Source organism: Streptomyces sp. NPDC028368 (assembly GCF_055565615.1).
Genome location: NZ_JBVHTY010000014.1, coordinates 35,636 through 47,890, shown reverse-complemented (window position 1 = coordinate 47,890; position 12,255 = coordinate 35,636). Strand labels below are relative to the sequence as shown.

Here is a 12,255-nt window from a genome sequence, read left to right as displayed (position 1 = left end):
CCGGGTAGGCACGTGCAGGGGCGGGGGTCAACGTACTGGATTGTTGAACGATCCGACAAGAGGTGTGTTGTTTCGTTCTCCCTTCTGGGATTGACTTCCGCCGACACGACAGCGAGAGCGGAGAGCGCAATGGCCGGCGGAGTGACGAAGAACGATCAGCGGCGGCTGGCCGAGGTCTCGGGCCTGGAGTCGGACCGGGCGCTGCTCGGGCGCTCCAGCACCGCCGAGCGGGTCGCCGAGATCCTGCGGGACCGGATCACCGAGGGCTTTTTCCCGCCCGGCGCCCGGCTGTCGGAGGAGAGCATCGGCGGCGCGCTCGGCGTCTCGCGCAACACGCTGCGGGAGGCGTTCCGGCTGCTCACGCACGAGCGGCTGCTGGAGCACCGGCTCAACCGCGGGGTGTTCGTACGGGTCGCGACGGTCGAGGACCTGGACGACATCTTCCGGGTGCGCATGATCGTGGAGTCGGCGGCGGTACGGGGGCTGGGGCAGGGGCCGTACGACGACGCGGCGAGCGAGGCGGTCGAGGCCATCGACGCGGCGGTGCGGGCCGGTGAGGCGGCCGCCGCGGACCGCGCCTGGGACGACCTTTCGACCGCCAACCTGCGCTTTCATCAGGCCGTCGTCGCCCTGGCGGGGAGCCCCCGGACGGACGAGCTGATGCGCGGGGTGCTGGCCGAACTCCGGCTGGTCTTTCACGTCATGGACGATCCCCAGCGCTTCTACGCGCCGTATCTGATCCGCAACCGGCAGATCGCGGACGCGCTGCTGGCGGGTGACGCCGTCGAGGCCGAGCGGCTGCTGCTCGGCTATCTGGAGGACTCGCGCGGCCAGTTGTCAGGGGCGTACGCCCAGCGCATCGCGGAGGGATGAGGCGCGCCGGGAGTTCGCCCCCGCCAACCCCTTGTCGGATCGTTGAACAATCGCCTAGCCTCCTCGGCATTCTCCTCACAGTCCGTGGGGTTCCCGTACGCGGAAGGCGGGCCCATGTTGGTGCTCCTCGGCGTGCTCGTGGTGGTGGTCGGCTTCGCCACGAAACGCAATCCCCTGCTGGTCGTGGGGGTGGCCGGCATCCTCACCGGCCTGCTCGGCGGGCTGTCGCCCGGCAAGGTCCTGGCCGCCTTCGGCGACGGCTTCGCCAACAGCCGGGCGGTGACGATCTTCGCCATCACCCTCCCGGTCATCGGCCTCCTGGAGCGCTACGGCCTCCAGGAGCAGGCCCGTAACGTCATCGCCCGGTTCGCGCGCCTCACCACCGGACGCTTCCTCGCGCTCTATCTGGGCCTGCGGCAGCTCGGCGCGGCGGTCGGCCTGAACAACGTCTTCGGCCCCGCCCAGACCGTCCGCCCGCTCGCCGTACCGATGGCCGAGGGCGCCGCCGAGCGCAAGTACGGCCGGCTCCCGGACCGGACACGGGAGAAGGTCAGGTCGTTCGCCGCCAGCGCGGACAACGTCGGCCTGTTCTTCGGCGAGGACGTCTTCCTGGCCGTCGGCTCGATCCTGCTGATCACCGGCTTCGTCAACACCACCTACGGCGCCCACCTCGAGCCGCTGCAGCTCGCGCTGTGGGCGATCCCGACGGCGGTGTGCGCCTTCGTCTTCCACGGCTGGCGACTGCTGCGACTGGACCGCCGGCTGGAGCGTGAACTGCGCGCCGCCAACGCCGAAACCCTCGTGGCGGAGGCCGCCCAGTGATCAAGGCAGAGTGGTTCTACTGGCTGGTCGGCCTGAGCTTCCTGGTGATGGCCGCCCAGATGTTCACCGACCGGACCAACCCCAAGCGCCTGGGCACCGGCGCCTTCTGGGGCCTGATCGGCGCCGGATTCATCTACAGCAGCTGGGTGGTCACCAAGCAGGCACCGGCCGAGCCGCTGGGTGGCGCGGTGCTCGCCATGGCCGCTCTGGCGGGCTTCGGCTGCACCGGGCGCGGCACCCCGCGCACCACCACCTCCGAACAGCGTGTCGCCTTCGCCGCCAGGCTCGGCAACAAACTCTTCGTCCCCGCACTCACCATCCCGGTCGTCGCGATGGTCTGCGCCATCGGCGTCAAGCACCTCTCCTTCGGGGGCCAACCGGTCCTCCAGGAGGGCAGCGAGACCATCCTGGGCCTCGGACTCGGGGCCGTCGTCGCCCTGGTCATCGGCATGATCATGCTGCGCGAGAAGCGGATCTCGGTGCCCGTGCAGTCCGGCCGCTCCATGCTGGAGGCGATGGGCTGGGCGATGCTGCTGCCACAGATGCTGGCCACCCTCGGCGCCATCTTCCAGGTCTCCGGCGTCGGCACCCAGGTCGGCAAGCTCGCCACCGCCGCGCTCCCCAAGGACTCGCTGTCCATCGCGATCGTCGTCTACTGCGTGGGCATGTTCCTGTTCACGATCGTCATGGGCAACGCCTTCGCCGCCTTCCCCGTGATGACCGCAGCCGTCGGCTGGCCGGTGCTGATCGGCCACTTCGACGGCAACCCCGCCGCCGTCCTGGCCATCGGGATGCTCGCCGGATTCTGCGGCACCCTCGTGACCCCGATGGCCGCCAACTTCAACATCGTCCCGGCCGCCCTGCTGGAACTGAAGGACCAGTACGGGCCCATCAAGGCCCAGCTGCCCACCGCGGGCGTGCTGCTCGGTTGCAACATCGTGTTCATGTTCCTGTTCGCCTTCTGAGCACTGGTGAGGACCACCGGATGACCCGGGTACTGCTGACCGGATTCGAGCCCTTCGACGGTGAGTCGACCAATCCCTCCTGGCAGGCGGTGCGGGCCGCCGCGGCCGAACCGCCCGCCGGCCTCGAGGTGTTCGCCGTGGAACTGCCCTGCGTCTACGGGAGATCGCTGTCCGCCCTGCGTGCCGCGATCGCGGACACCCGCCCCGAGATCGTGGTGTGCGTCGGCCAGGCGGGCGGCCGCCCCGACGTCACCGTCGAACGCGTCGCCATCAACGTCGACGACGCCCGCATCCCGGATGGGGCGGGCGCGGAACCGATCGACGAGGTGATCGTGCCCGGGGGCCCGGCCGGGTACTTCTCCACCCTGCCGATCAAGGCCTGCGTGGCGGCGGTCCGCGCCGCGGGGGTGCCCGCCTCCGTCTCCAACACCGCGGGCACCTTCGTCTGCAACCACGTCTTCTACGGCCTCGCCCACCTCATCGCCACCGAACTGCCCGGCGTACGGGGCGGCTTCGTGCACGTCCCGTACGCGCCCGAGCAGGTCGTCGGCCGGGCCCAGCCGTCACTGTCCGTCGCCGCGGTCGCGCGGGCGCTGCGGGAGATCGCCGCGACGGCCGCCCGCACCCGTACGGATCTGCGCGTCGCGGAGGGAGCCACGCACTGACGGGCGGGGCGCGCGTGGGGCCCGCCCGCTCTGCCGTAGCGCGCCGCCGTAGACTGACCCGTCGGCCGGTGAGCCGGGCCGTGGGCGGGCCGCGCGGCCGGGACCGCCGGCGGGTTCGCCGCCGGCCACCTCCGCGCCGTTTCGTCCGTTGTCAGTGCGAGCGCTTACTCTGTGCGACGTGACTTTTCCCGCCCCGGGGCCCGCTGCGCCCCAGCTCAACGGGCCCCACCGCCCCGCGCCGGGCCCGGCCGCCGACGAAGGCCTGGCCCGTCGGCTGCGCGCGCTGGCGTGCACCGCGCCGCTGCACGACCTCGATGCGCGCAAGGCCAATCTCGCGGGCGAGTACGGCGTCTATGCGATGGCGGAGGTGGCGCTGGCCGTCATCGATCTCGTCACACTCAACATGGACTTCGACACCGGCGCCGATCATGAAGAGATAGTCGCGAAGGTGCTCCCGCGGGTCGCCGCCCAGGCTCCCCGCCGCCCCCAGGGCGAGCACGAGCGGGTGGCCCGCTGGGTGCTGGAGAATCTGATCAACGTCGGCAGCGTGGACCGCGGCTTCCGGGCCGTCTACGGCACCTTCACCACCGACGGCGAGTACGTCCGCCGCGACTACGACTTCAAGCTCATCGAGGAGGTCCCGGGCCCCGGCGGCACGGTCTACCTCCGGGCCACCGACGAGGCGGTCAATGTCCTGGTCGGCGCCCTCGACACGGACGTCACCAGCGCCCAGATCGCCGCCGAGGTCAAGCTGGAGGTGCTGATCAACCGCGGCAGGCTGGCCGACGCGCAGCTCGCCGCGGAGCAGGCCCGCTACCGGACCGTGCAGTACGCCGAGACCCTGCGCAAAACCCTGGACGCCACGCGGCGCAATGTCCGCGCGGTCGACTGGCTGCAGACCGTGCCGGACATGATCGCCGAGGCGCTGGACCACGTCGCGGACCGCTACCGCCACGAGAACGCCATCCTCACCAACATCCGCAAGACCCGCGACGAGGCCGAGGCCGTCGACCACAAGACCGGGGAGCACAAGCGGCGCGCCGCCGAGCTCGTCGACATCGTCAAGGACTGCATCCGGCGGCACACCCAGCTCCAGTCCCGGCTGCTGGAGGCCGGCCCGCTCTTCCGCGCCGAACAGGACCGGCAGGCCTTCGCCACCCCCACCGCCCGCTCCGGCCTCGACCTCTACGGTCAGCTGGTCGCCCCGCTGCTGCCGCTGCCCGCCGAGCGCGCCATCCGCGTCACCGACGCCTTCTTCGCCCACGGCACGGGCCTGCGCACCCCGTCGGCGGTCCGCGTCGGCGACCTCGTCGAGGTGCTGCTCACCCCGCCCCTGGAGCGCGAGCACCTCGGCGCCGAGATGCCCGAGCCCGACCTGGTGGCCACGCCCGACGACAGCCGCTTCAGCGAGGAGCAGCTGGACGCCGCCAGGGAACTGCTCGACCTGCCCGCCGACGCGCCCCGCCGGCTCTCCGGCCTGCTGGCCGACGCCCGCCGCAAGGATCCCGAACTCCCCTACCTCGTCGCCCTGCTGGCGGTGCACGCCGCCAGCCCCCCGGTCGGTACGGCCTACCGCCAGGGCGAGTCCCAGCTGCTCTTCGCCGTCGACGACGGCACGGAGCTGACCGACCCCGAGTTCGGCGGCGCCGACCTCATCGTCGGCACGGCCCTGCTGGACGCGGCCGGTATGGCCGCCGACCGTTCGGAGGCGGCCTGATGCCCCCGCACCACCGGATACGGCAGCCACACACCCCGATACGGCAGCCACACACCCCGATACGGCAGCCACACACCCCGATACGGCAGCCGGGCACCCGGCCACGGCAGCCGCGCACCCGGATACGGCAGCCACTGATCCGCCCGGCCGTCCGGACCCCGCACAAGGAGCTTGCACCGTGACCGAGTACGCCGCCGACGAGGTGCCGCAGCCGGACCTGGCGTCCGGCGCCGGTGATGCCGGCTGGAGCGCGCGCACCCCCGATGCCGAGCCGGCACCGGCCGTCACCGCGCCGCTGAGCCCCGCCGACGCCGCGGACGCCGCACGCCTGGTCTCTTTCGGGCTCCAGCCCAAGCTGCTGCCCGCCCGCGACGCCGAGTACGCCGAGCTGCTGCGCCGCTACCGCGACGAGCCCGCCTTCGCCCGGCTCGCCGACGCGGTCGCCACGGGGCTGGGCCTGATCGTCCTGGAGGTCTCCACCCGCGCCGGCATGGCCGTTACCGCCGCCGAGGACTCCGTCTTCGCCGTACGGATGGGCGACTACGCCCGCCGCGCCTCCGCCGACTCCGCCGACCGCTTCCTGCACGGCCTGGCCCACCTTGCCGTCGCCGCGCTGGCCTTCCCGCGCCCCGAGGACCTCGCCGACGACGGCTACATCGGCCGGATCACCGTCAACGGCGTCGACGCCTTCGTCCGGCAGGCATGCCGCCGCCTGGAGGAGCGCGCCGAGCAGGAGGGCGAGAACACCGACCCGGTCAGCGACGCGCCCGGACTGGAGTCCGCCTGGCGGGTCTACGCCCGGCGCAGCGCGACCGGCGCCACCAAGGACGCCCGGCGGCTCGCCGGTTCGACCACCGGCATCATCGCCAAGGCCGTCACCTTCCTCGTCGACTCCGGCTTCCTGCAGCGCACCGGCGACGACGCCGGCGGCGCGTACCGCACCACCGCCCGCTATCAGCTCCAGGTCCGCGACATGGCCGGCAGCGCCGCCATGGCCGAGCTCCTGGAACTGGGCGTGGTCCCCGTCGCCGACGGCAGCGGCTCGCTGCTGCCCGGTGAGGACACCGACGACCTCGACCTGGTCGCAGGCGAGGGACTGCCCTTCCACGCAGGCTGACCCCGCCCGGCCCTCCACCTCCGCCAGACCACCGTCCGACACCACAACGAGAGTCCGCCATGTACGAGCTGTCCCGGGTCCGCCTCTACTCCATCGGGCCCGCCGGTGCGCGCTACGCCGACACCGTGCTGGACCTGCGCGGAGTCGGCGCGCCCGTGCCCCAACCGGCCCCGGCCCAGGCGGACTTCTTCGAGGACGAACCGGTCGGCCCGCCGCGCCGCCCGGCGCCTGCCGGCGTCCTCTTCCTGGAGAACGGCGGCGGCAAGTCCGTCCTGCTCAAGCTGATCTTCTCGGTGATGCTGCCCGGCCACCGCAACACCCTGGGCGGCGCCAGCTCCGGCGTGCTGCGCAAGTTCCTGCTCGCCGACGACTGCGGCCATGTCGCGCTGGAGTGGCAGCACGTTCTCACCGGCGAGAGCATCGTCGTCGGCAAGGCCAGCGAATGGCGCGGCCGCCAGGTCTCCAACGACCCCCGCAAGTTCGCCGAGGCCTGGTACAGCTTCCGGCCGGGCCCCGGGATGAGCCTGGACTCCCTCCCGGTGGCCGAGGCCACCGTCGTCCGGCCCCGCCAGGAGAACGGCGAGGGCGCCTCCGGGGCGCAGGGCCGCCGCCGCACGATGAAGGGCTTCCGCGACGTCCTCACCGAGGCCGGGAAGAACTACCCGAACCTGGACGTCGTGTGGGAGGAGATCCACGAACGCTGGAACGAACACCTCGGCGTCCTCGGCCTGGACCCGGAGCTGTTCCGCTACCAGCGCGAGATGAACGCCGACGAGGGCGAGGCCGCCGGCCTGTTCGCCGTCAAGAACGACTCCGACTTCACCGACCTGCTGCTGCGCGCCGTCACCGACACCCGCGACACCGACGGCCTCGCCGACCTCGTGCACGGCTTCGCCCACAAGCTCGGCCGGCGCGCCGAACTGACCGCCGAACGGGATTTCACCGCCGGCTCCCTCGATCTGCTGTCACGGATCGCCGAGACCGCCGAGCAGCGCGAGCGCGCCCGCGAGGTGCACGCGGGCGCCGAGCGCCGCACCCGGGGCCTGGCCCAGCGGCTGCACGCGCGCGGCACCGAGGAGCGCGGCCGGGCCGCCGAGCTGGCCGAACAGCTCGCCGCCGCCGCACACCGCGTCACCGACGCCGAACGCACCCGCGAGCGCCGCTCCCTGGTCTCCGCCGAACTCGCCTATCGCCACGCCTCGTTGGCACTGGCCGCCGCCGAGAAGGGCGCCGCCGCCCAGCGCCGCGAGCTGAACGACGCCCGTACGCTGCACAGCGCCTGGCAGGCCGCCGAGATCGCGCTGCGGCACCGCGCCGCCGCCGACCGCTGCGCGCGGGTCGCCGCCGCCATCCGCGAGGCCGAGCGGGACGCCGCCCCGGCGCTCGCCGCCCGCGCCACCGCCGCCACCGACCTCGTCCGCGCCCTGCACTCCGCCGCCGAGGCCGGCGAGCGGATCGCCAACGAGGAGGAGGAGCGTTCCGCCGCCCTCCAGGAGGCCGGCGAATCGGCGCACCGCGACGCCACCGCCGCCGCCACCCACGCCCAGCGCGCCCGCAGCGAGGCCGATCACCTCAAGCAGCGGCTCGCCGAAGTCGCCGAGGAGACCGCCGAGGCCGTCCGGGCCGGCTGGCTGGACGACTCCGCCCCGGACGCCGATCCGGCCCGCGCCGCGCTCGCCGCCTCCGACGCCGAGAAGACCGCGGTGCAGGCCTGGGATGCGGCCCGCGAGGCCGCCCGGCAGGCCACCGACCGGGCCAGGGAAGCCGCCGCCCGGCACTCCGCGGCGGAGCTGGCGGCGGCCCGCGCCGAGGACGCCGCGCAGGCCGCGGAACGCGCGTATGACGCCGAGCGCCGCGCCGCCCGGTCCCTGGGCGCCGAGCAGCGGCTCGCCGACCTCCTCGGACTCCCCGAGACCGGATCCCTCGCGCTGCCCGGCCCCCGTACCGCCGGCTCCGGTACGGACGCCACCCCTCCCGCCGCCGGGTCGCTGACCGCCGAGGAGCTGGACCGCAGTGCCGAGGCGCTGCGCGAGCTGCTCGAGGACGGCGTGGCCGCGGCCGAGCGGCAGCTGTTCGACCTGCGGACGGCCGCCGCCGACGACTCCCGGATTCTCGGCGCGCTGGGCGACGGCGGGCTGCTGCCGCCGGGGCCCGATGTGCTGGCGGCCGTGGAGTACCTGGGCGAGCACGGCGTGCCCGCGCTGCCCGGCTGGCGCTACCTCGCCCAGTCCGTCGACCCGGCCGACCACGCCCGGGTGCTGGCCGCCCGCCCCGAGCTGGTCGACGGCGTGATCATCACCGACCCCGACACCCACGCACGGGCCCGCGAGGTGCTCGCCCAGGCCGCGCTGCTGCCCCGCTCCGCGGTCGCCGTCGGCACCGCCGCCGCCCTGCTCGCCCCCACCCCGGCCCCCGACGGCCGCGACTCCGGCGTATTCCTCGTCCCGCCGAACCCGGCGATGCACGACGAATCCGCCGCCGACGAGGAACGCCAGGCACTGCGCGCCCGCGCCATCGAGCGCGACGAGGAGATCCGTGCCCTCGCCGCCCGCCTCGCCGGGGACCGCGCGCTGGCCGCCCGGCTCGGCTCATGGCGTACGGGATGCCCGGCCGGCCGCCTCGCCGAGCTGGCCGCCGCCGCGGAGCAGACCCGTACGGCCGCCGAGGAGGCCGCGGCCGAGCTGGCCGAGGCCCGTACGGTCCGCGCCGAGGCCGACGAGGTCGCCGCGGAGGCCACCGGGGTGCGCGACGAGCGGCAGGAGGCCGCGCAGCGCGCCCGCCGCGCCGCCGATCTGCTGGCCGGGCTCGCCCACCGGCTGCGCGAGCGCGCCGCCTGGCAGTCGCGGCTACGGGAACTGGCCGACGAGGCGGTCGAGTTCGAGGCCAGGGCCGAGGAGTGCGTGGACCGCGCGCGGGCCGCCGACGAGGACCGCCGGGCCGTACAGCGCGCCGCCGACGACGCCCGCCGTACCACCCGCGCGCTGCGCGCCGAGCGGTCCGAGATCGCCGGCGTACCGGACGACATCGGCGACGCCCCCGAAGGCGCGAACGCCTCCCTCCCCGCCCTGCGCGAGGCCTACCGCGCCGCCTCCCAGCTCTACGAAAAGGTCGGCGTCGGCGCCGATCTGCGCGCCGAACAGGCCCGCGCCGAGGGCGACGAGTCCGCCGCCCTGGCCGAGCTCAACCGCCTCACCAACAAGGTCCGCACCCGCGCCGAAGCGCTCCTGCAGAGCCCGGACGCCGCCGACGGTCCGTCCCGCCAGGCCGCCGCGGCGCGCGCCGAATCGCTCGTCCAGATGCTGGAGACCCGCGCCTCGGCCGCCAGCGAGCAGCTCGGCCGGCTGCGCGGCGAGGCCGAACGGCTGGCACCCACCGACGGCGAGGCGCACACCGAGCTCCCCGACGAACTGGTCCCCAAGGACGCCGACGGCGCCAAGGAACTGCTGCGCACCGCAAACGCCGAACTGGCCACCGCCACCGAGGCGTTGGAGTCCGCCCGCGCCCGGCACGAGGACCTGCTGCGCGGCCACCGCGCCGCCGAGGACGCGGCCGGCGGCTTCGACGAGACCGCCGCCCTGCTGCGCGATCTGCTCCGCGACCACCAGGACACCGAGGACACGGCGGACGGCGGGACCGAACCGTACGCCGGCCATCTCGCCGAGGCCCGGCAGGCCGCGGCCGAGTCCCGCCGCTCGCTGCGCGGCTGCGCCGCCGACCTCTCCGCCGCCGACGCCGCGGTGCGCGAGGCCTGCGACATCCTCGTACGGCACGCCAACTCCACCCGCTACGAGCAGGTCCGCACCCCCGCCCGCCAGCAGATCCGCGAACTGCCCGCGGCCGCCCTCCCCGACCACGCCGCCAAGTGGGCCGAGGCCTTCGCGCCCCGCCTGCGCGTCCTGACCGACGAACTCGAGCAGCTCGAGCGCAACCGCGACTCCATCGTCGACCGCCTCCGCGGCCTGGTCGAGTCGTCCCTCACCACCCTGCGCTCCGCCCAGCGGCTGTCCCGGCTCCCCGAGGGCCTGGGGGAGTGGTCGGGCCAGGAGTTCCTGCGCATCCGCTTCGAGGACCCGGACCAGGCCACCCTCACCGAGCGCCTCGGCGAGGTCATCGACGAGGCGACCCGCTCGGCCGTCAAGAAGAACAGCGACCTGCGCCGCGACGGCATGTCCCTTCTCCTGCGCGGAGTCGGCGCCGCACTCCAGCCGCGCGGCGTGGCCGTGGAAATCCTCAAGCCGGACGCGGTGCTGCGCGCCGAGCGGGTGTCCGTCGGCCAGATGGGCGATGTCTTCTCCGGTGGCCAGCTGCTGACCGCCGCCATCGCCCTGTACTGCACGATGGCGGCTCTGCGCAGCAACGACCGGGGCCGCGACAAGCAGCGGCACGCCGGCACGCTGTTCCTCGACAACCCCATCGGCCGCGCCAACGCCACGTATCTCCTGGAACTCCAGCGCGCCGTGGCCGACGCGCTGGGCGTCCAGCTCCTCTACACCACCGGCCTGTTCGACACCACCGCGCTCGCCGAGTTCCCGCTGGTCATCCGGCTGCGCAATGACGCCGACCTGCGCGCGGGGCTGAAGTACATCAGCGTCGAGGAGCATCTGCGGCCGGGACTGCCGCAGCAGGACCCGTCCGGGGAGGTGGTGCACGGTCAGATCACCGCGACACGGATGTACCGCCGCCCCGGCGAGCCGCCGCAGCTGCCCGCTCAGCAGGAGACCGGACCGGACGACGCCCCGGACGGATCCGGCCGCTGACGGACCCCTCCACCGCCCGACGGGGACGTCACAGCGCCACCACGGAGCGCAGCACTTCACCCCGCTGCATCTTGTCGAAGGCGGACTCCACCTCGTCCAGGGCGATGGTCTCGGTGATGAACCGGTCCAGGTGGAACTTGCCGCTGAGATAGAGGTCGATGAGGACGGGGAAGTCGCGGCTGGGCAGGCAGTCGCCGTACCAGGAGGACTTCAGGGCGCCGCCGCGGGAGAAGAGGTCGATGAGCGGAAGCTCGACCGTCATCTCCGGTTCGGGGACGCCGACCTGGACGAGGGTCCCGGCGAGGTCGCGCATGTGGAAGCCCTGAAGGTAGGTCTCCGGCCGCCCCACGGCGTCGATGACGACGTCGGCGCCGTGGCCGCCGGTGAGCCCGCGCACCGCCTCGACGGGGTCCGTACCACGGGAGTTGACGGTATCGGTGGCACCGAACCGTTCGGCGGCGTCGAGCTTGCCGTCGTCGAGGTCGATGGCGATGATCCGGCGGGCACCGGCGCGCGAGGCGCCGGCGATGGCGGCGTTGCCGACGCCTCCGCAGCCGATGACGGCGACGGTGTCGCCGCTGCCGACGCCGCCGGTGTGCACGGCGGCGCCGTACCCCGCCATCACCCCGCACCCGATGAGCCCCGCCGCTTCCGGCCGCGCGGCGGGATCCACCTTCACCGCCTGCCCGGCCGCCACCAGCGTCTTCTCGGCGAACGCACCGATACCCAGCGCCGCGGTCAGCTCGGTACCGTCCAGGAGGGTCATCCGCTGGGCGGCGTTACGCGAGTCGAAGCAGTACCAGGGACGGCCACGGCGACACGACCGGCACTGCCCGCACGGCGCCCGCCAGGCAAGCACCACATAGTCACCGGGCACCAGCTCCGTCACACCCGGACCGACCGCCTCCACCACACCCGCCGCCTCATGCCCCAGCAGATACGGGAAATCGTCCCCGATCGCACCCTCGCGATAGTGCAGATCCGTATGGCAGACACCGCACGCCTGCACCCCGACCAGCACCTCCCCCGGCCCCGGATCCGGCACCAGGATCGTGCGCACCTCAACGGGCGCACCCTTCTTCACGGCGACGACAGCGCGGACTTCGTACGGCATGTCTCACTCCTCAACAACGCCCGGACGGCGATCCGTCAGCGCGGCGGCGTCGCCCCAAAGTTGCCTATGGCGCGCTGCGTTGCGCCATGGGAGACATGCTGGAAGTCCGTCAGGGATCCGTCAAGAGGGGACTTTTACGCCGCCCACCCACCACACCACCCACCCCACCCGGCACAACGGCACCAGCCCCCACCAGCCCTCCCCACCCACCCACGGGAGGTGGTG

Annotated in this window: 8 protein-coding genes; 7 read left to right on the top strand and 1 reads right to left on the bottom strand. The window is 73.7% G+C overall.

The features are described from left to right. Positions 1-129 precede the first annotated feature (129 nt). The 7 genes from ACZ4S3_RS28665 to ACZ4S3_RS28635 all read left to right on the top strand — a co-directional run bounded on the left by ACZ4S3_RS28665 (position 130) and on the right by ACZ4S3_RS28635 (position 10,916). Complete coding sequence (locus ACZ4S3_RS28665; RefSeq protein ID WP_467939126.1) at positions 130-873, top strand: GntR family transcriptional regulator; 744 nt, start codon at positions 130-132, stop codon at positions 871-873. Positions 874-987: 114 nt separating this feature from the next. Continuing rightward, positions 988-1,695, top strand: a complete 708-nt coding sequence (locus tag ACZ4S3_RS28660; RefSeq protein WP_467939124.1) for a DUF969 domain-containing protein — start codon at positions 988-990, stop codon at positions 1,693-1,695. Beyond that, positions 1,692-2,660 (top strand): DUF979 domain-containing protein, encoded by a 969-nt coding sequence (locus ACZ4S3_RS28655; protein ID WP_467939122.1) that lies wholly within the window; start codon positions 1,692-1,694, stop codon positions 2,658-2,660. The genes ACZ4S3_RS28660 and ACZ4S3_RS28655 overlap by 4 nt, the downstream gene beginning before the upstream one ends. A gap of 20 nt (positions 2,661-2,680) precedes the next feature. After that, entirely contained in the window at positions 2,681-3,325 is a 645-nt protein-coding gene (pcp, locus tag ACZ4S3_RS28650) for a pyroglutamyl-peptidase I (RefSeq protein WP_467939120.1), read from the top strand. 178 nt (positions 3,326-3,503) lie between these two features. Next, entirely contained in the window at positions 3,504-5,042 is a 1,539-nt protein-coding gene (locus tag ACZ4S3_RS28645; RefSeq protein WP_467939118.1) for a hypothetical protein, read from the top strand. 178 nt (positions 5,043-5,220) lie between these two features. Then, positions 5,221-6,159, top strand: a complete 939-nt coding sequence (locus ACZ4S3_RS28640) for a hypothetical protein (RefSeq protein WP_467939116.1) — start codon at positions 5,221-5,223, stop codon at positions 6,157-6,159. Between the two features lie 59 nt (positions 6,160-6,218). Continuing rightward, the gene (locus ACZ4S3_RS28635) at positions 6,219-10,916 is read left to right on the top strand and encodes a hypothetical protein (protein ID WP_467939114.1); all 4,698 of its coding nucleotides are present in this window, start codon (positions 6,219-6,221) and stop codon (positions 10,914-10,916) included. Between the two features lie 28 nt (positions 10,917-10,944). Here the strand turns inward: ACZ4S3_RS28635 and ACZ4S3_RS28630 are convergent, their stop codons facing one another. Further along, entirely contained in the window at positions 10,945-12,030 is a 1,086-nt protein-coding gene (locus ACZ4S3_RS28630; RefSeq protein WP_467939112.1) for an S-(hydroxymethyl)mycothiol dehydrogenase, read from the bottom strand. Between the last annotated feature and the right edge of the window lie 225 nt (positions 12,031-12,255).

Excerpts from the sequence above, each read along its gene's own strand:
- ACZ4S3_RS28665 (WP_467939126.1), top strand. The coding sequence starts at position 130 with ATGGCCGGCGGAGTGACGAAGAACGATCAGCGGCGGCTGGCCGAGGTC.
- ACZ4S3_RS28635 (WP_467939114.1), top strand. The coding sequence starts at position 6,219 with ATGTACGAGCTGTCCCGGGTCCGCCTCTACTCCATCGGGCCCGCCGGT.
- ACZ4S3_RS28630 (WP_467939112.1), bottom strand. The coding sequence starts at position 12,030 with ATGCCGTACGAAGTCCGCGCTGTCGTCGCCGTGAAGAAGGGTGCGCCC.
- pcp (WP_467939120.1), top strand. The coding sequence starts at position 2,681 with ATGACCCGGGTACTGCTGACCGGATTCGAGCCCTTCGACGGTGAGTCG.
- ACZ4S3_RS28660 (WP_467939124.1), top strand. The coding sequence starts at position 988 with ATGTTGGTGCTCCTCGGCGTGCTCGTGGTGGTGGTCGGCTTCGCCACG.